Here is an 18,959-nt window from a genome sequence, read left to right as displayed (position 1 = left end):
TCCTTTCGACCTCGCCAGCCTATCGGCGGGCAGATCACGCTGTCACTCGTGTTGCGAAAAACAACAACATTTGTCGCGTGCGAAAGGTGGCCGCTACGCGAAAATCGGCACGTCAATCAGCTCGGGGCCGGTGACCTGCGAGATCAACAGTTCTTCGAGCTCGGCGCGCGTGGTCACCCTGCGATAGCGCCAGCCGTAGGCCGCGGCGAGGGTCTCGAGCGGCACCTGCTGCGGCGTCGTCATCACCCGGGCAAAGCTGTCAGCGGGGGTGGTGTCTGCGACCTCGAGCCCACTGAAGATGGTGCCGCCACCATCGTTGGCCACAAACAGCTGCACCCGCGGGCGCAGCTCGCCCTCGGTGAGCAGCAGGGATCCGGCGTCGTGCAGCAGGGCCAAATCGCCCAGCAGCACGCGGGTGGTGCCGGCAGCAAGCCGGGGGTCATCGGTGCCCTGGCTAGCCGCCGCGATACCGCGGGCGGTGGCGACCGTGCCGTCGATGCCGGCAAGGCCACGGCTCGCGTGCACGTTCACCTTGCGCGGCTGCGCGAGAGAGTCGAGCACCCGCACCATGCGGGAGGCCGCGAGCACCAGCCGGTCATGCGGCCAGCTGGCCCGCCACACACTTTCGGCGAGCAGTTCGCGGGTGATGGGCTCACGCATCGCGGCCACTTCGGCGCGTGCGTATGCGCTGCGCTCTTTGTAACCGGTGGCGAGGGCCGCCCCCAGATCGGGTTCGTGTGCGGTGCTGCGCTCATCGCGCAGCGCGAGATCGGCCGTCAGCCAGGCGCCCAACCAGCGGCGCAGGGCGCGGGGATCGTGGTCTGCGGCGACGGTGGCACGCTGCACCACGCGGGCGCCACGCGACGGGTCATAGTGGTCGGTGCCCGTGTGCGGGTCAACCACCACAACGTCGACGTCGTCGCGCTTCAGCAGCGCGGGCAGCTGGCGAGTGAGGGTCGGGTGCCCAAACACGATGGCCTGCTCGGTGAGCGCGCCCACCGCCGGGTCATCGATGAGGGTGGCGTACGCGGTGATCGCTTCGCGCCCAAACCGTGCACCGCTCACGACCTCGGCGATGAGTGGCAGGCCGGCCGCGTGCGCGAAGGCCTCGGCCTCGGCGCCCGCTCCCTCGCCCGCGATCACCACGGCGAGCGCGTCGCCGCGGTGCACATAGGTCTGCTCGTCACGGTCGTCGCTTGGGCCCGCGGGCGCTGCAGCTGCAGCCGCAGCCTCGCGGGCCGCGCGCGCGGCATCCCCTTCGACCGCGGCGGCGGCGAACCCCTGCGCGATCATGGATTCAAACCCCTGGGTACCCGAAAGTGGTTCAACAAAGGCGATATTCAGTTGCACGGGCCCGGCCGGTGTGCGCCCGGGCCTGCCCAGTGCCGCCGCGAGCGCGAGCGGTGCGAGGGCGGCCGGATCGCGGCCATCCGCGCGCACGAGATCACCGTTCGCACCAAATTCGGGCGCTTCAATATCGAGCGACAATCGCGCGGCCGGGCCGAGAATGCCAGCTTGGCTCGTCGTCTGGTTGCTGCGAATTCCGTGGAGGCTTGCGGGCCGGTCTGCGGTGAGCAGCAGCATCGGCACCCGAGACTCGTGCGCTTCAAGCACGGCGGGCATCAGGTGGGCGACGGCTGAGCCACTCGTCACGATGATGGGGGCGGGCAGCCCGGTTTCGCGCCCCAGGCCCAGCGCGAAGAACCCGGCCGACCGTTCGTCGATGCGCACGTGCAGCCTGATTGATCCGGCTTGTTCTGCGGCAGCGGCGGCCAGCGCGAGGGCTTGCGAACGCGATCCGGGGCACACCACTACGTCTTGCACGCCGCGGCGAATCAGCTCAGCGAGCAGCTCCACCGAGAAAATCGAGGCGGCTGCGGGGGCGGTCACGGGGTCGTGTCACCGTCGGTGCGGGGGCCCTTTGGCTCGTCGGTGCCCGGGGCGGTCGGGGGCGTCTCGGTGCGGCCAGCGTCGGTCGCGCCCGATGCAGGCTTGGCCTTGCCAGCCTCGCCGGGAAACACCTCATCGTCGAGCTCGAGCAGCCGCTTCTCAAGATCAGCCATGTGCGTATTGAGCTCGGTGCTCGACAGCTTGGTGCCCGTGAACCGGGGGTCGTCGTCGGGAGCCCGGGGCGGCACCATCGCGCTGTCGCCCTTACCGATCACGAACCACAGAATGCCGCCGATGACCGGCAGCAGCACGATCAGCACCACCCACACTGATTTGGGCACCCCGCGGGCACGATTGTGGTCGGTCATAGCCGCGTCCACGAGCGCGAACAGCGTGAACGCCACCGCAATGACAATTCCGATAATGACAAAGCGCACCATGCCCCCATGTTACCCACTCTGGGAGGCCCAAGATGCGCGCCCGTTGCGAGGCCGTTCAGGCGCCCCGGGTAAACTCAGTCGGGTGAAATCGACTCGCTCTGCCTGGACCATTTACGTTGTGCTGCGCCTGCTGTTTTTTGTGGTGCCGTTTGGCATCGTCTACTGGCTCGGCCTGCAGCTGCAGTTCTCGCTGCCCCTCGCCGGCGGGGTCGCCGCAGTGATCGCCGCACTGTTCAGCATGGCACTGTCAATGCTCGTGCTGTCACGCCCGCGCGAGCAGGCCGCCCAGAGCATCGTTGACTGGCGCAACCGTGATCGCACCGCCGATGACATCGCAGAAGACGCAGTGCTCGACGGCGACGCAGAAGACGCGGTCGACGCAGCTACCGAGGCTGCGGCAACGCCCGCCGCTGAGGTTGCGGGTGAAGCTGAGGTTGCCGCCGAAGCCGATTCGGCAGCAACCCCGTCACCCAGCGAACGCTAGAACGCGAACGCGGCGCCCAGCAGCACGCCGTAGGCGAGCGCTGCAAAGCTGGTGAGCTGCAGCACGAGGATCAGCTCGCGCGGTGTTTTTGCGGTGAGCGCGATGATCACGGCGGGCACCGTCATGAACAACACGAGCCACACGAGCACCATGCCCGGGTACACCATCACGTAGATGGCGGGCACCACGAAGGGCAGCAGCACGCACACGGCAAACAGGATGCGTGAGGGCCGGTCGCCCATGCGCACCGCGAGCGTGCGCTTACCCGAGAGGGTGTCGGTGGGGATATCGCGCACGTTATTGATGACCAGCACGGCGACCGCGAACAGCCCCACGGCGGTGCCCGCGATCCACGTCTCTTGCGCCCGCACATCGGTCTGCAGCCAGACCGTGCCGACGGTCGCGACGAGTCCGAAGAAGATAAAGACGACGACCTCGCCAAGCCCCGCATACCCATACGGCTTCTTGCCGCCGGTGTAGTACCAGGCGGCCACGATGGCGATGACGCCGAGGGCGAGGAACCACCAGCGGCCGCTCAGCAGCACGGCGACGAGCCCCGCGACCGCGGCAAGCGCGAAGAATGCCATCGCGCACGCGAGCACCTTCTTGGGGTTCACGAGCCCAGATCCGGTGAGCCGCGCGGGCCCCACCCGGTGCTCATCGGTGCCACGAATACCGTCGGAGTAGTCGTTGGAGTAGTTCACGCCGATCTGCAAGAACACGGCCACGGCGAGCGCGAGCAGGGTGAGGGTCAGCGAGAAGCCGCGCAGCATGTGCGCGATGCCGGCGCCCACCACGACGGGTGCGATGGCGAGCGGCACGGTGCGCAGGCGTGCGCCGCCGACCCAGTTGCGCCAGGTGATCGTAGATGACATTCCTGCGTCCACCAGGTTTTCAGCGGCCGCGCGCACGGCGGGGTTGCCTGAGTGGCGTCGATTCTTCGCGTGGCTCACGCCGTCTCCTTTGTATCGTCAGTCTTCTGCGCGGGGGCGCCCGCATCGGGCGCGGCCGTACCGCACAGCGCGGCCAGCGCTGCCCGGTCGGGCTTCTCCCCCGCAAGCCGCGGGATCGCGTCGACCACGGTTTCACCCGTGGGCTCGGCGGCCACTCCCAGCGCGGCACGAACGGCGGCGCTGGCGTCGGCAAAGCTAGTGTCAGATGTATCGGTGCTCGTAGTGCGCACCAGGTGCACGCGCTCGCCCCATACGGGGTCGGCCGTTCCCAGCGCGCAGGCGTCGGCCCAACCGGGCAGTTCGCGCACCACGCGTTCCACCTCGTCAAGCGCGACGTTGATGCCGCCCGAGATGATCACCCGGTCGAGGCGGCCGGTCACGGTGAGCATGCCGCCGAGCAGTTCGCCGGCGTCGCCGGTGCGGTACCAGCGGGTGCCGTCGGCCTCGGTGATGAAGCAGTCATTCGTGAGTGCGGCGTCGCCCACATAGCCCAGTGCGAGGGAGGCGCCAGCGAGCTGCACTTCGCCGCCGCGAATGCGCACGAGGGTGTCGCCGATCTCGACGCCGTCGTAGACGCACCCGCCCGCGGTTTCGGTCATGCCGTAACTGCGGCGCAACTCGATTTCGAGGGCGTAGGCGCGGCGGCGCATCTCGAGCGTGATCGCCTGGCCGCCCACGAGCACCGCGTCGAAGCGGCGCAGCGTTTCGGCGGCGGCTGCATCGCGCTCGGCGAGGTCGAGCAGCCGCATGAACTGCACGGGCACGAGCGACACGTAGCGGCGCTCGCCCTCCATGCGCTCGGCTGCGGCAAGCAGTGCCTCGGGCTCGAAGTGGCCGTCGAAGAACACGGGCTGGGTACCGGCGTGCGCGCTGCGCACCAGCATTTGCAGCCCTGAGATCAGCTGCGCGGGCAGCGTCACGAGCCACTGGCCTGGGCCACCCAAGCGTTCGTGGGTGGCCTCGGCGCTCGCGCGCAGGGCCGCAGCCGACAGCGCAACGGCCTTGGGCACCCCGCTCGAACCCGAGGTGCGAATAACGACCGCCGTGCCCTCGGGCAGGTCAGCGCGCTGCAATGCGGCAGCGTGCTCGGCCTGGCCGGGGTCGTCGGTAATGGGCAGGATCGGCGCACCGCCTGCAAGAGCGTCACCGAGCGCGGCCATTAACCAGGCACGGTCTGAAACGGGAATGACGCGGAGCCCCTTGGGAATAGTCACGGCTTTAAGGGTACTCGCTTGTGCGCGGGAGGGGGCTGGGGGCTGCGCCGCTCAGGAACAGCAGCGGGCTGCAGCCCCGCCCGCACTTCCCTAGTAGTAGTACGGGAACGGGCTCCAGTCGGGCTCGCGCTTCTCGAGGAACGAGTCGCGGCCCTCAACGGCCTCGTCGGTGCCGTAGGCGAGGCGCGTGGTCTCACCCGCGAACAGCTGCTGGCCCACGATGCCATCGTCAACGGCGTTCATCGCGTACTTCAGCATGCGAATCGCGGTCGGTGACTTGCCGAGAATGGTGCGCGCCCACTCGATGCCGGTCTTTTCGAGCTCGGCGTGCGGCACGACCTCGTTGACGGCGCCCATTTCGCGGGCGCGGTCTGCGTCGTATTCGCGGGCGAGGAAGAAGATCTCGCGCGCGTTCTTCTGACCCACCTGGCGTGCGAAGTAGGCGCTGCCGTAGCCGGCATCGAACGATCCGACGTCAGCGTCGGTCTGCTTAAACTTGGCGTGCTCGCGCGACGCGATCGTGAGATCGCACACCACGTTGAGCGAGTGCCCGCCGCCCGCAGCCCACCCGGGCACAAGGGCGATGACGACCTTCGGCATGAAGCGAATGAGGCGCTGCACCTCGAGAATGTGCAGCCGGCCGGCGCGCGCCAGCCCCTCGGGGCCCACCGCCGTCTCGGAGTCTGAGTACTTGTACCCGTCGCGCCCGCGAATGCGCTGGTCGCCGCCCGAGCAGAATGCCCAGCCGCCGTCTTTGGGAGACGGGCCGTTGCCGGTCAGCAGCACGACGCCCACGCGCGGGTTGATGCGCGCGCGCTCGAGCGCATCAAACAGCTCGTCTACCGTGTGCGGGCGAAACGCGTTGCGCACCTCGGGCCGGTTGAACGCGATGCGCGAGATGCGACCATCGAGGCTCAAATGGGCCGTGATGTCGGTGTAATTCGCGGCGCCGGGGGCGATCTCCCACTCGAGTGGGTCGAAGAGCTCAGAAACCTGCTGTGTCATACCCCTAGCCTATGGGCGCGGAGAACTTTTAGCCCACGATCCCGCCAAACAGCAGCCCGATCCCATATGTGGCCACCATGGTGGCGCCGCCCATGACGACGTTGCGCATGATGGCCCGGCCGCGCGGGGCCCCGCCCAGCACCGCACTAATCCAGCCGGTGAGCAACAACCCGATCACCACGGCAAGCGCCGCCACCCACACGCGGTGCTCGCCCAGCGGCAGCAGGATCATGATCAGCGGAATCAGTGCGCCAACGGTGAAAGCCACAAACGATGACACCGCGGCGATCCACGGGCTCGTGTACTCATTGGGGTCGATGCCGAGCTCGACCTCGGCGTGCGCGGCGAGGGCGTCGCGGGCCGTGAGCTCTTCGGCGACCTGCATGGCGAGGTGCGGGGTGAGCCCGCGCTGCTCGTACAGCCCGGCGAGTTCGCGCAGCTCCTCTTCGGGCTGCTCGGCGAGCTCGCGCTTCTCTTTCTCGATGAGGGCTTTCTCGGTGTCGCGCTGCGTGCTCACCGACACGTACTCGCCGCCGGCCATCGAGAATGCACCGGCAACGAGGGCGGCAAGGCCCGCGGTGGCGATCGCGAGCACGTTGCCCGGGGTGGCCGCGGCCACACCGATCACGACACCGGCGGTCGACACGATGCCATCGTTCGCGCCCAGCACCCCGGCCCGCAACCAGTTCAGCTTCTGCCCGATCTTGGTGTCGTGGGGCTCGTTGTCGTGCTGCATGCTGTCGACCGTCTCAGTGCTCATGACTTGATTCTGGCCGTCATTGCACCGCTCGGCAAGCAAGGAAAGGCTGGTGCCTGGATCACACGCAACTCCACTCGCTACACGACTGCAGCTACCTGGGGGTGCTCCGCGCCCCGGGCCGAGGAGAATGCAGCAATTAGGCGATCTGTGTCTGCGAGCTGTTCTTCCCAAACCACACGAACGATATCGATAACGTCATCCGGTTCCTGGAGCTGAGACAAGTACGACTGAATTGGCGCAAATCCAGACTCCGACGACTCATGCAGTTTAATCATCTCAATCACTCGTTTAGCCTGCACGCCGTAAATTGGAAGCTGCGGCCCTCTGGGCGCTGTGAGACCAATATAGTAAAGCTTCTCGAGCCCTTGCGGCACGATGCCCGCAGCGTATCGTAGGGGCACACCGTTACGGCGTTCAATCAATTCTTCGTTCAGAAATGGCACGCTCGCATGGAACCCTGTCGCCCACAGAATCGTGTCATATTCCCTTGAAGAACCGTCCGAAAAGTGAACAGTTTTCCCGTCAAATCGTTCAATCCCAGGAACAATGCTGATCCGTCCATGGTGCACCCAATAGGGCATCAGTGTGTTCACGACAGCCCGACCCGCAGCTAAGGTTCGTGTCTTCGGCTCTGGCATTCCCGGATAGTTCTTAGCTTCTCCAATCGACACCTTTGCCAGTAGTCGCGACAGCAGATCCACCTCATCGGGGGCAAACCCCGCGAACAGCGAAACTTCCTGTCGAGGTACACCAAAATACATCTTGGGTTGAAAATGTGTGCCTTCTCGCATCACGATGTCTACCTGGAACCGATGCTGAGCCGCATCAACGGCAAGGTCGCAGCCTGAGTTACCAACCCCTACTACGAGAACCCGATCACCTTCAATGTCAGCTGTGTTTTTGTATGAACCTGAATGGATTGTTTTGCCGGTGAACTCGCCGCGAAACTGAGGCACCTTCTGATCCCACAGGTGACCGTTGCCCACGAGTACGCCATCGTAATCTACGCTCTCGCCGTTGCTGAGCGTGACCGTCCAACCTGCCGAGCCGACCTCACCTGTCGTCTCGATCGGCGTCACTGTTTCAACAGCGGTGTTGAACTGAATGACTTCATCGAGACCTTTTTCCTTCGCATACGACTCCAGGTATTCCACGACCTGCTTACGGCTAGGAAAATGCGGATAGTCCGCCGGCATCGGGAAGCCCTCAAAGTGAGTTGTATCTCGCGATGTGATGAGGTGCAATGCCTCATAATCACGTTGCCAGTGTCCACCGACCTTGTCACTTTTCTCATAGCAGTCGGCTTCAAAGCCAGCTTCGCGCAGCTGCTGCAAGGCCGACATCCCAGCGGCTCCTCCGCCAATGACGCAGTAACGGGTCATGATGCTCCTTCGATGTTGATCAACCTGTTTCTCAGCCTGAGAACCAGGATTCCGGGTTGTTTCGAAGGTATGCGAGCACAGCGAATAGGGAAATATTGATATCTACCTAAGAGACACAGGTTTTACCTATGACTACGCAAACAAGGCCTCGATCGTTGGAGTTATCAAGACTCCATCGCGCAATGACCGCGCTCGGGTCGCGTAACGTTTGTCTCCTGGGAGCCTGTCCATGCCGCTGTTTCGGAGCACATCGAATAACGCAGAAGCACGGTGCGCGAACGCGTCGTTGTTACCGGCAGCAGGGTCGACAACAATGAGCAGCTGGCCGGTCCTCGAGGTAGCCGCCCCTGCGGGCTTCTCCCCAGCGTGCTCATACGAGAACTTGCCGCCGGTGAGGCCTGCTGCGAGCAGCTCAATCATCATTGACAGTGCTGCCCCCTTGTGTTCCCCAAACGGCAACAGGTTACCCTCGGTCAAAATCTCGTGAGGGTCTGTCGTATCGTTGCCGGCACCATCCGTTCCGACACCGATGGGAACCTGGCGACCTGCATCTCGAGCGAGCTGTACGTCTCCGTGTGACATAACCGAGGTCGCGAAGTCCACTACAACAGGATCGGAACCAGCTGATGGCGACGCAAAGGCGAATGGGTTGGTGCTGAACACTGGCTGTGTCAATCCGCGTGGCGCAACATAGGGGATACCCGCAGCCACCATTGTGAGTGCAAAATACCCACGGCGGGCGTACTGCTCGATGTCGGGCCATAGGGCGCTAAAGTGGTGCGAGTCACGCATCGCCACCAACGCAAGACCAGTCTCAGCAAGCGCCGCCTCAATCGCAGGTTCGGCCTCAGCAAGCGCTGGCTGTGCGAAGCCGTTGGCGGCATCTACCCGAATGTATGACGCTGACACTGGTTCAATCACAGGAGTTGCTGCCCCGTCAACGTGACCTTCGAGGCGTAGGGAGCTGAGATAACCAGGCACGCGAAATACGCCATGGCTCAGCGCCCCGTCACGCTCGCAACCGACACAATTGGCGGCAATGATCCGTGCGACATGCGGAGAAGCACCTGCCTCACCTAACAGCTGAGCCACCTGCGTTTCCAGTGGAGCAATATCGATACGTTTGGGATGCGCAGTTGAGCTCATTGAAGCGTCCTCTCACAATATGCAACGGGATATCTCGATGCTGCCACATCCGTGCACCCTTGCGAGATCCGCCTCGCCCGCCGCTACATGCCGCGGCCCATGGCTTTGACTAATCTCATCAAGGCCTCCTGCTGACCATGCTGCGGAGAAGCGTACCCTCCTTGCGTGGGGGCAATCCCAGCAGCTTGAAGCTTTAGAAGCATGACCGCATGTTCAAATGCAATCAGCCCACAGTCAAGCACCGGAACAAGAGGATGACCTCGCACGCTGGTATATCCTGCTTGAGTAAAAATTGGAGCGAGGTAACCGCACCCAACAACGATCGCATCAGCGCCATCGTCAACGGCGCGCTGCGCTTCGGCGTCGAACCTGGAAATCAGTATTTCTGGGTCTTCCAGAGCGGCCAATACATCCTGATGCGTCGATTCCGGACTATACGCTCGCACCGGACGGCCCTCGTGGAATCCCAGCGCCCCCATCCGACGCAAGTCCTCTTCAAATATCGGCACCAGAGTTGGCGCCACAGTAACTAAGACAGCCCGCTTGGCCAGGCTCCCTATGAGCCTGACACTCGCGTCCGGCAAGCTAGTTACGGCCGTCGGATTCTCAGCCGAGTTCATCGCGGAGCGCACCGCTTCGGTGGGTGCGCCCCAACACCCGATCACCACAGCATCAGCATGATCAGCTTGCGCAACTGCGGCGAACAACACCGCAGTATCGTTGAGGAGCCTATTTGCTTCGCTGCGAATACCTCCGCTCGCGAATGGGACATGAACAAAATCAACATTTACGCGACCTTGCGCAAGTCCTTCTATCTCGTTGCGAAGAAAACTCCAAAGTTTGTCGAGTCTCGGATCACCGTGCGTAGCTTCAACCCAGGCAAGAGTCTTCAGTGCATCTTTATCTACCACGAAAGAAGTCTCCATATCCGTTCATAATTATGTCGTGGTCCACCCAGCCCATTCAGATCAAGTTCCCTGAGAGAGCTTGCGTTCGACAAGCACTGACAGCCATGTAGCTGGGACTGCAATCGCTGCATAGATCAGCCCAGTGATCCCGTATACCGCCAAATACTCAAATGTAATTGTGCTGACTTGATATGCCTGGCTCATGAGCTCATTTACCGAAATCGAATATGCCAACGAAGTTCCTTGAAACGACATGATGGCAAGACCCATCAACGCGGGGATGGATGATCTAAGTCCTTGCGGCAGAATAATTCTCAGAAAACGAGTTGTCGCGCCGAGACCAAGCGCTTGGGCAGCTTCATACTGTCCCCGATCCACGGACATAATTCCGCCTCGGATCATTTCAGACGAATAGGCAGCGACTGTAAATGTCAATGCTGCCGCTGCGGCCGCAAAGTTCTCAAGTAATAGGCCAAAGGCGGGCAACCCAAAATAGACCATGTACAGCACGACTAAAGCAGGAATTCCTCGTCCGATTTCCACGACAGTAATAGCCGGCCAGCGAATCCAACGACGGGTTGAGCTGGATCCAAGCGCGAACAACAGGCCAATGATGTAACCGCAGACCACAGAGATAACGGTGAGTTGCAAGCTGACGAAAAGACCGGCGCCGAGCCTGGGTAGGTATTCAACAAAGTTCATGATCGTGCTCCCCTCATACGCGAATCAAGTTTTCTCGCGAGTAGCGCAATGGGGATGCTAACTGCGAGATACACGAATGCGGCAAGGACGAATGGCACGATTCCCGCCACATCGGGGTTTTGCCTGGCAAATTGGTTCGCCATGTAGACCATGTCAGCTACACCAATGGTCGAAGCGATTGACGAGTCTTTGATAAGCGATAACAAGAACGTAGTGATTGAGGGCAGCACCGTTCGGAATGCTTGAGGGGTGAGGATAAACACAAATGTGTGAAATCGGTTAAACCCGAGCGCATATGCAGCTTCTGTTTGACCCTTTGGGAGCGTTTGAAAACCACCTCGATATATTTCAGCGAGGTACGCGCTCGAAATGATACCTAACCCTAGAACCGCTGCGGTGAGTGAGTTCAGCCGAATCGCCCCGAACTGCACACCGAAGTAGATCAAGAAGAGCCACACAATTGGTGGAACTCCGCGAATTAGGTCGACGATCACTCGGACGCTCAGACGAATACCCTTATGCCGAGACCGAAGCCCCAGCATGATCGGGAATCCTCCGATCAGGCCGATCCCAAAGGACAAAGCTGTGACCAGCAAAGTCATCGGCAGCCCTATTAGGACGGTAAGGAAGGCTTCTTTCATTTCAACGCTCCAGCACCGCATTCAGGAAACGCCGAGTGCGTTCTTCCTGAGGGGCAGACATTATTTGAGCGGGATTACCTTCCTCAATAATGCCCCCGTCTGCCATTACGACGAGATGGTCTCCAACGTCGCGAGCGAATTGCATTTCATGAGTCACAACGATCATCGTCATGCCAGACTCCGCGAGATCTCTCATGACGGCCAGTACTTCCAACCCGATTTCTGGGTCAAGGGCTGAAGTCGGCTCGTCGAACAGCATGGCATTGGGGTTGAGGGCCAAAGCACGCACGATGGCAATACGCTGCTGTTGCCCACCTGAACATCGGCTTGGATGCTGGTTAGCTTTATCTTTCAACCCAACACGGGCCAATAACGTAAGTGCGCGTTCTTCTGCTTCTTCACGGCTTCGCCCAAGAATTTTTTCTTGCGGAAACGCAATATTCCGAAGCACAGACATGTGAGGGAAAAGATTGAATGATTGGAATACCATTCCAACTTCGCGGCGCAGCGCGAGAAGCTCAATATCTCGTATCGTCTTCTCGGAATCGATCATGGTGTCACCCACGGCGATCGTCCCCCGATCAGGCTGCTCGAGGAAATTAATGCAGCGCAATAAGGTACTTTTACCGGAGCCTGATGGTCCGATGAGTGCCGTTACGCTACCAGGTTTGACCGTCATAGAAATGTTCTGCAACACGTGGTTGCTCCCGAAGCTTTTCGAGAGATTACGCACTTCGACGCCCGCGCGCGGAATGTCGATTGCCTTGGTGAGGATGGGGGTGGTCATGCTGATCTTTCTCCGTTCTTGAGACTGGGTGAGGACGGGGTTATTACCCCGCCCTCATCGCAACTTCTATCGGATAGACTTCGCGGCCCGCTCTGCCGGGATCACAAGGTCTTCAGGCAGGTTCCACTCCGCAAGAATTTCGGCCAGAGTTCCATCTCCCCGGAATGCATCAATTTGTACGCTCAATGCGTCATTGAGTTCCTGATTATCCTTCGAAACGGGGAAGGCGATAACGGGTTGGTCCGTGGTGATCGCTACGCGATCATCAGGTCCTGCAATCTCGACTTTAAAATCAGTGTCCTCATATGCCACTGTTGCGACCGCATAACCATCGAGCGCCGCTTTAAGCCGGCCAGCAATCAGGTCTTGCTTAATCTCGATAGTGCTCGGATAGGTTTTCAAGTTGTCTCCGAGGACTTTGGTCATGTCAGCTTCCCAGGAGAACCCTGCGGCGCTGCCGACAGCGCCGATACTCTCAAGGTCTTCAACAGTGTTTGCTCCAGATGCAGAGACAATCGCCATCGAATCGAAGTAAGTGGGGGTGGTAAACCCTACTTTCTTGGCACGGTCTTCCGTGACGTACCAGCCTCCTGTAATCATGTCGACAGACTTCTGCTCGCTAATCATCGGCACCCCATTGCCGTAGGTAATTGATACAAACTTGAGCGACAAGCATTCGGCCTCAGCGAGCTTTCGCACCAAAGCAATTTCAAAGCCATCAGCGTCATCACCTGTCGTCTGGGTATAGGGCAGGTTTTCGGGAACACCTACTGTCAACGTGCCGTCGGAAACTGTTGTGAGCCCTTCGGTAGCTGGGGTGCAGTCTTCTTTTGGCGCACTGGCGTCGTTGCCCGCGCTGCTGCAGCTGACCAGCATCATCGAGGCAAGCCCAAATGTAGCCGCAGCAACAACATATTTCGTGAGCTTCTTACTCTTCTTCATTTTGATTCCATTTCTCTCTAGGGAAGGTCCTGAAGCGCGTCTTTGCGCCAGTCCTGGGTTAGATGGTGAGTCCGCCGTCAATCGTGTAGCTAGCCCCAGTAACGAATGATGCTCGGGCGCTCAGTAAGTATTCGATAAGGGGGGATATTTCCTCCACGAGGGCCCTCCGCCCTAACGGTGCCGAGCTACTTGAACCGCCCTGCGGCTCAAAGTCGTTCATTGGGGTCTCGACTCCACCCGGGCAGATCGCGTTTATTCGGACTTTGGGGGAGAACTCCAACGCCGCGACTTTAGTGAGGGCGAGCACCGCTGCTTTCGAAGCTGAGTAGGCTGCATATCCTTTTGCTCCGTTCAACGCGGCAGTCGATGAGACGTTCACAATCGATCCTCCACCGTTGGCAACCATCAACGGCGCCAATGATTGGATACCTAGAAAGGTTCCATGCACGTTGACTTGCTCATGAAGTTTCCAGGAATCCAAATTTGTCTCGACTATTGAGGAATAGCGCAGTATTCCTGCGTTATTGACGAGCCCCGTCAACGGCAGGTCAGACCCGCGTAACTCCTCCGCAAGCAGATTCCAATCATCCGGATTCGTCACGTCAAGTCGACGATAATGCGCGTCTGCTCCAGAGCTTCGAAGTACCGCCGCAGTTCGCTCACCTTCGTCGTCGAGAACGTCTGTCAGGATAATTCGCACTCCAGGACGGCCTAACAACGACGCATGAGCCGCGCCTTGACCGCGTGCAGCCCCCGTCACAACGACCGTGGTTTCGGAGGAAAATATCTTGGCCATTATTGCCTTCCTTAAGTTATCGAGTGATGTCTCAAGTACCCCTATTGCCTGATCACTGCTCCTCCTGACAAGGTCACGGTGTCTCCGGTCATGAATGCCGTGTAGCGAGGTGTTGAAAGCAACAGGACCCAATCCGCAATTTCTGAGGGAAGCGCTACTCGCCCAAGAGGAATCTTTGCTGCGGCAGCTTCCATCCGCCCAGTCGCCGCGTTGCCCGGAGTGGCAACCCACCCAGGAGCAATGCCGTTGACTCTAATTCCAAGCGGCGCCAATTCAAGCGCGAGAGCTTTTGTCAGCATGACAACTGCTGCCTTTGATGCGCCGTAGAAAAGTTGTCCCGGCGAGACCTCAAAGGCATCCACGGAGGAGAAATTCACTACCGCCGACCCGTCACTCATATACGGCTTTGCCGCAGCAACCACATTGACCACACCGAAAACGTTGATGTCAAAAATCCTCCGATAGGCCTCTTCGGTATATGAGTCAAGACTGGTGGGTGGGTATATACCCGCAATGTTTGCGATAGCGTCAATGTGCCCGTCAGCCGGCAATAGATCCGCGAGAGCCTCTTCGACTGACGTGCGAGACCGGACATCGGCTATATGACTCGAGAACCGGCCGGAGCCTTCCGAGTCAAGATCGACTGGGACTACATCAAGCCCCAGCACATTCCACCCCTCTGCGAGGAAAAGGTCGACGGTTGCGCGCCCCATCCCTGATGCTGCGCCAGTGACGACTACGGTCTGAATCTCTGCATTCATATACGCTGAACTCCTTTATTGCGTTGGGCACTATTGCAACAGGCATCAATACCCAGGACAATGCTAATTAGCGACTATCAGCAATAGGTTTAACCTATGATGCGATAGCTTTGGCAGTTTCCCGCGGTTTATCTCCAGGTCATTGCCGCTCAAACCGACAATCTTTAATCTCCACGAAACATGGCCGACGCCAATCCGTAGAACCACTCAAAGGTGAGTAGCATGCAACTTCCTTCAGTCCGTCAGCTCGAATATTTCATCTCTGCCGCCCAGATCGGTACCTTTTCTGGCGCTGCTGCAGAGAACCACATTGCGCAGCCGAGCATTTCAGAACAAATCGGTAATCTCGAGCAAAGTTTGGAAGTCTCGTTATTCACCCGAACTTCACGAGGCCTGCAGCTCACGGATGCGGGCAAACAGTTGCTGCCGTTAGCTGGGGAAGCGCTACGCAGTATTAAGGATTTTGCCGAGTGGAGTCGTCGGCTCCGTTCGGTCGAAGTCGGCATGGTCTCATTCGGAACCTTCAGCAGCGCGCATCTTTATTTACTTACTGATCTGATCCGCGAATTCAGAGGCTTACACCCAAACGTGAAAGTTCGAATTACTGGGCTGAACTCCTCCGAGGTCGCTGATGGCGTGCGCTCAGGCCAGCTTGAGGCTGGGCTCGTACAGCTCCCCGTCGATGATCGTGAGCTTGAGGTCAGCCCCGCTATTTTTTCTGACCAAGTCATTTACATATCGAAAGACCCGCTACCGAACCCTACTGGAGTCAGTATTGCTGACATGGCGGACCGTCCGCTCATCCTTGCTGAATCAAGCTGGTCCTTACGAGATCCACTTCGAATTTCTCTCCTCGAGCGCGCGCAGCGTGCTGGTATTCGTTTGGAGCCAGTTATCGAGGTTGAGTTCAGCACCCATGCGGCAAATCTTGCCGCAGAAGGACTCGGCGATACGTTCGCGTCCTACCACGTAGTACGTTCACTCGTAAAAGAGCGAAACCTCTATTGGGCGCCGCTCGATCCTCCGCACTACGAGCGATATGCGTTCATCACAAAAAAGGGCGGCGCAATTTCTCCGGCAACGGCTGAATTCATGAGAATTGCTCACCGCCTAATGCAACGGCTCACTACAATCTCACCTTTGAACGATCCATCGTTCTAGGATTCGCCTCCCACGGACTGCCGAAGCTGATATGACGGTTCCTGCATCGAGCGCCAAACTCGACCTTAGACTGATCCAGATGGAGGTTCTGGACTCGTAACAAAACGGTTTCCCACATCCCCTTGACTTCATTTGTTTTAAGAAGGAGCATCATTGCTTACACTGCACGAGGTCATCCATGCTGATGCGTTCGCCGGGGTGGTCTGCGTCAACGGGTGCTGCCTTTCGCCTGGGGCATGGGGACTCTTCGATCGTGCCACACACTCGTCGACACGTGTCAGATGGTTTCGCCCACGGCCCTAGACTGGTGAGTTGGGAATCGCGCGTGCTGATCCCTCACTGAGCCACCCAGAGAAGAGTGATCGTTGGAGACCTTACACACGCTGCTTGCAGCGCTGCCCGTACTGTGCGTTATTGGACTGATTCTGCTGCGAGTCCCCGCACTGTACGCCGTGGTCGTTTCCATTGCGGTGGCGTTGGTGCTCGGATTTTGGTTTCCGATCGAGGGCGCACAGCTCGCCGATCGGGCTGTCTCGCTGTCGACGGTGACGGTATCAGTGATGTTCATTTTGTTGGGCGGCATCGTCTTGTCAGAGCACCTGGCGGCGTCTGGCGCGCAAGACCGCATCAGCGACTGGCTGGGCCGGGCCGCGGGCGGGTTTGAGCGCTCCATGTTGATGGTGGGTATCTGTGTGGCCCCGCTGGCCGAGTCACTCGTGGGCTTCGGTGTGGGCGTCATCATCGCGGTACCGCTGCTCACCCGGCTCGGGTTGGGGCTCACCAAGGCCGCCACGGTGGGCCTGGTGGGGCTCACGATGGGTGCCTGGGGTTCGCTTGGCCCCGGCATTTTGATTGCGTCTGAGCTCAGCGGGGTCGACTTCTCGCAGCTGGGCATTTGGGCGGCGAAGTTCAACATTTTGCCGCAGCTCGTGCTCGGTGCCTCGGTCGCGATCATTGGTCTCGGGGCGAAGCGTGCGCTGCGCTGGGCCGGCGAATGGGTGACGGCGTCGGTGCTGATGTGGGCGACCCTGCTCACCGTGAACGTGTGGCTCACCCCCGCGATCGCTGGCGTGCTCGCCTCGCTCGTGGGCATCATCGTGTTCTTGGTCGCCGCCGCTCTGCACGGACACCGCCCACCCAGCATGGACCGCGTCACCGTGCGCGCCTTCTTGCCCTACGGCGTGCTCACGGTGTCGATGCTCGCGGTGTCGGCGTTCAACCTGGTCATCGGGTTTGGCGCATGGACCGCTCTCCTCACGAGCCCGGGGCTGTGGCTGATGGTGACGGCCGCATTCACCCCAAGGCTCGTGGGCATCGCCCGCTCTGATGCGCAGCTGTCGGTGGGGCGCGGGGCACGCCTATGGATTCCGATCTGCAGTGTGAACGTGCTCTACATCATGTTTGGCACCCTGTTGTCGGTGAACGGCATGACGGCCGAACTTGCCGACCAGGCCGCGGGCCTCGGGCGCTGGTTCGTGCCCCTGATTCCCGTCATCGGCTTCTTGGGCGGCTACATCACCAACTCGAACAGTGGCGCGGCCGCGATGCTCGCCGGCGGCCTCACGGGCGCTTCGAACTCGCTCGGCATCAACTCGGCGGCCACGCTCGGCCTGCAGAACTCCACCACCGGGTTCTCGTCGATGGCCTCACCGTCGCGTGTGGAGCTCGCGCAGCGCGTGGCACAGCGTGACGCAACGCCCGGCGGCGAAAAGATCGACACCGTCGCGATCCTCAGAACGGTGCTCATCTCATGCGGCGCGGCCGTCGCGGCGCTGATGCTCGGGGCGATCACCGCGAACGCGCTGGGTTGGCTCGCCGCCTAACTTAACCAGGGCGCGCAGCTTTCTGGGGTGCGCGCCCGATGAGTGGCAAGATCGAGGTATGACTGCTCATCGGGCCGATCTTCCCACCGCTCCCCCACTCGAGCCGACCGTGCTCCCCGCGCTCGCCGACGTGCTGGCGCGTGCGCGAGTGGTCGCGATTCCCACCCGCACCAGCTTTCGCGGGGTCACGGTGCGCGAGGCCGTCATCATCGACGGGCCGCAGGGTCCCACCGAGTTCTCGCCGTTTCTCGAGTACGCCGACGAAGAAGCGGCCGCCTGGCTCGCCGCGGCCCTCGACTTCGGCTGGCATGAGCAGCCCGCGGCCCGTCGCGAAAACATCGATGTGAACGCGACCGTGCCCGCGGTGGCCGCCCACGAGGTGCCGGCCATTCTCGCCCGTTTTCCTGGCTGCCGCACCGCCAAGGTAAAGGTGGCCGAGCGCGGGCAGACCCTCGCCGACGACGTCGCTCGGGTGCGCGCCGTGCGCGAGGCCATGGGCCCCGATGCGCTCGTGCGCGTCGACGCGAACTGCGGCTGGAGCGTCGACGAAGCGGTCACCGCACTCACCGCGCTCGCCGAGTTCGATCTCGATTACGCTGAGCAACCCTGCACGACCGTCGACGAGCTGGTGGAGGTGCGGGCGCAGCTCGTGACTCTTAATCAGCGGGTTCCCGGTTCAATGGCACCGCTCGTGCGCATCGCGGCCGACGAGAGCGTGCGCAAGGCGAGTGACCCGCTTGCGGTGGCGCGATCCGGAGCCGCAGATTTGCTCATCATCAAGGCCCAGCCGCTGGGCGGGGTGCGCCGGGCGCTCGAGATCGTCGAGCAAGCCGGGCTGCCCGTGGTCGTCTCGAGCGCACTCGACACCTCGGTCGGCATCGCGATGGGCCTGCAGCTCGCGGCGGCGCTGCCCGAGGGGATGCTCGCGGGCGCGTGCGGGCTCGGCACCGTGGCGCTGCTCGCGGGCGATGTCACGCGCGATTCGCTCGTGCCAGCTGACGGCGCGATCGCGGTGCGGCGCCCCGTGCTCGACGACGAACTACTGACGAAGTTCGAAGCGGCCCCGGATCGCGACACCTGGTGGCGGGATCGCGTGGCCAGGTGCCACGCAATCCTCGCCAACGCGAGCTAGGCCCGCTGGGCGCGCATTCGGAGCGCGCCTAA

19 protein-coding genes are annotated in these 18,959 nt (G+C 61.2%); 4 read left to right on the top strand and 15 right to left on the bottom strand.

Annotation, left to right across the window (positions count from 1 at the left end; genetic code table 11):
- Window positions 1-93: 93 nt before the first annotated feature.
- Together menD and JOF28_RS10385 are read right to left on the bottom strand one after the other, a co-directional pair.
- Entirely contained in the window at window positions 94-1,890 is a 1,797-nt protein-coding gene (menD, locus tag JOF28_RS10390) for a 2-succinyl-5-enolpyruvyl-6-hydroxy-3-cyclohexene-1-carboxylic-acid synthase (protein WP_209705688.1), read from the bottom strand.
- Window positions 1,887-2,330: a PLD nuclease N-terminal domain-containing protein gene (locus tag JOF28_RS10385; protein WP_209705687.1), complete on the bottom strand. Its 444-nt coding sequence runs from the start codon at window positions 2,328-2,330 to the stop codon at window positions 1,887-1,889. The genes menD and JOF28_RS10385 overlap by 4 nt, the downstream gene beginning before the upstream one ends.
- A gap of 82 nt (window positions 2,331-2,412) precedes the next feature.
- Between JOF28_RS10385 and JOF28_RS10380 the strand changes: the two genes are divergently transcribed.
- On the top strand, window positions 2,413-2,814 hold the full coding sequence (locus JOF28_RS10380) for a DUF4229 domain-containing protein (protein ID WP_342452148.1): 402 nt from the start codon (window positions 2,413-2,415) through the stop codon (window positions 2,812-2,814).
- Here JOF28_RS10380 and JOF28_RS10375 read toward each other — a convergent pair.
- The 13 genes from JOF28_RS10375 to JOF28_RS10315 all read right to left on the bottom strand — a co-directional run bounded on the left by JOF28_RS10375 (window position 2,811) and on the right by JOF28_RS10315 (window position 14,811).
- Entirely contained in the window at window positions 2,811-3,767 is a 957-nt protein-coding gene (locus JOF28_RS10375; protein WP_209705685.1) for a 1,4-dihydroxy-2-naphthoate polyprenyltransferase, read from the bottom strand. The two genes, JOF28_RS10380 and JOF28_RS10375, sit on opposite strands and share 4 nt — an antisense overlap.
- Window positions 3,764-4,981 (bottom strand): AMP-binding protein, encoded by a 1,218-nt coding sequence (locus JOF28_RS10370; RefSeq protein WP_342452147.1) that lies wholly within the window; start codon window positions 4,979-4,981, stop codon window positions 3,764-3,766. Before JOF28_RS10370 ends, JOF28_RS10375 begins: the two co-directional genes overlap by 4 nt.
- A 90-nt stretch (window positions 4,982-5,071) precedes the next feature.
- A complete protein-coding gene (locus JOF28_RS10365; RefSeq protein ID WP_209705684.1) occupies window positions 5,072-5,986 on the bottom strand; it encodes a 1,4-dihydroxy-2-naphthoyl-CoA synthase in 915 nt (304 codons plus the stop codon).
- A 28-nt stretch (window positions 5,987-6,014) separates the two neighbouring features.
- The gene (locus JOF28_RS10360) at window positions 6,015-6,746 is read right to left on the bottom strand and encodes a VIT1/CCC1 transporter family protein (RefSeq protein ID WP_245189931.1); all 732 of its coding nucleotides are present in this window, start codon (window positions 6,744-6,746) and stop codon (window positions 6,015-6,017) included.
- A 77-nt stretch (window positions 6,747-6,823) separates the two neighbouring features.
- Window positions 6,824-8,128 carry a flavin-containing monooxygenase gene (locus JOF28_RS10355; RefSeq protein WP_209705683.1) on the bottom strand — a complete coding sequence of 435 codons (1,305 nt, stop codon included), beginning with the start codon at window positions 8,126-8,128 and terminating at the stop codon, window positions 6,824-6,826.
- A 132-nt stretch (window positions 8,129-8,260) separates the two neighbouring features.
- A complete protein-coding gene (locus tag JOF28_RS10350; RefSeq protein ID WP_209705682.1) occupies window positions 8,261-9,274 on the bottom strand; it encodes an Ldh family oxidoreductase in 1,014 nt (337 codons plus the stop codon).
- An 83-nt stretch (window positions 9,275-9,357) separates the two neighbouring features.
- Window positions 9,358-10,185, bottom strand: a complete 828-nt coding sequence (locus JOF28_RS10345; protein ID WP_209705681.1) for an aspartate/glutamate racemase family protein — start codon at window positions 10,183-10,185, stop codon at window positions 9,358-9,360.
- A 57-nt stretch (window positions 10,186-10,242) separates the two neighbouring features.
- On the bottom strand, window positions 10,243-10,884 hold the full coding sequence (locus JOF28_RS10340; RefSeq protein WP_209705680.1) for an amino acid ABC transporter permease: 642 nt from the start codon (window positions 10,882-10,884) through the stop codon (window positions 10,243-10,245).
- Window positions 10,881-11,525, bottom strand: a complete 645-nt coding sequence (locus JOF28_RS10335; RefSeq protein ID WP_209705679.1) for an amino acid ABC transporter permease — start codon at window positions 11,523-11,525, stop codon at window positions 10,881-10,883. The genes JOF28_RS10340 and JOF28_RS10335 overlap by 4 nt, the downstream gene beginning before the upstream one ends.
- Before the next feature lies 1 nt (window position 11,526).
- The gene (locus JOF28_RS10330; RefSeq protein ID WP_209705678.1) at window positions 11,527-12,312 is read right to left on the bottom strand and encodes an amino acid ABC transporter ATP-binding protein; all 786 of its coding nucleotides are present in this window, start codon (window positions 12,310-12,312) and stop codon (window positions 11,527-11,529) included.
- A 66-nt stretch (window positions 12,313-12,378) separates the two neighbouring features.
- On the bottom strand, window positions 12,379-13,254 hold the full coding sequence (locus tag JOF28_RS10325; protein ID WP_209705677.1) for a substrate-binding periplasmic protein: 876 nt from the start codon (window positions 13,252-13,254) through the stop codon (window positions 12,379-12,381).
- Window positions 13,255-13,312: 58 nt separating this feature from the next.
- Window positions 13,313-14,050 carry an SDR family NAD(P)-dependent oxidoreductase gene (locus tag JOF28_RS10320; RefSeq protein WP_209705676.1) on the bottom strand — a complete coding sequence of 246 codons (738 nt, stop codon included), beginning with the start codon at window positions 14,048-14,050 and terminating at the stop codon, window positions 13,313-13,315.
- Between the two features lie 41 nt (window positions 14,051-14,091).
- Window positions 14,092-14,811, bottom strand: a complete 720-nt coding sequence (locus tag JOF28_RS10315; RefSeq protein WP_209705675.1) for an SDR family NAD(P)-dependent oxidoreductase — start codon at window positions 14,809-14,811, stop codon at window positions 14,092-14,094.
- 222 nt (window positions 14,812-15,033) lie between these two features.
- Between JOF28_RS10315 and JOF28_RS10310 the strand changes: the two genes are divergently transcribed.
- The 3 genes from JOF28_RS10310 (at window position 15,034) to JOF28_RS10300 (ending at window position 18,927) form a co-directional block, all read left to right on the top strand.
- Window positions 15,034-15,972 (top strand): LysR family transcriptional regulator, encoded by a 939-nt coding sequence (locus JOF28_RS10310; RefSeq protein ID WP_209705674.1) that lies wholly within the window; start codon window positions 15,034-15,036, stop codon window positions 15,970-15,972.
- A 365-nt stretch (window positions 15,973-16,337) separates the two neighbouring features.
- Window positions 16,338-17,795, top strand: a complete 1,458-nt coding sequence (locus JOF28_RS10305; RefSeq protein WP_209705673.1) for an L-lactate permease — start codon at window positions 16,338-16,340, stop codon at window positions 17,793-17,795.
- Window positions 17,796-17,853: 58 nt separating this feature from the next.
- Window positions 17,854-18,927 (top strand): o-succinylbenzoate synthase, encoded by a 1,074-nt coding sequence (locus JOF28_RS10300; protein WP_209705672.1) that lies wholly within the window; start codon window positions 17,854-17,856, stop codon window positions 18,925-18,927.
- Window positions 18,928-18,959: the final 32 nt, after the last annotated feature.

Origin of the sequence: Leucobacter exalbidus, assembly GCF_017834145.1 — a bacterium.
GTDB classification, from domain to species: Bacteria; Actinomycetota; Actinomycetes; order Actinomycetales; family Microbacteriaceae; genus Leucobacter; species Leucobacter exalbidus.
The sequence above is the reverse complement of the archived record's forward strand: the minus strand, read 5'-3'. Positions and strand labels throughout refer to the sequence as shown.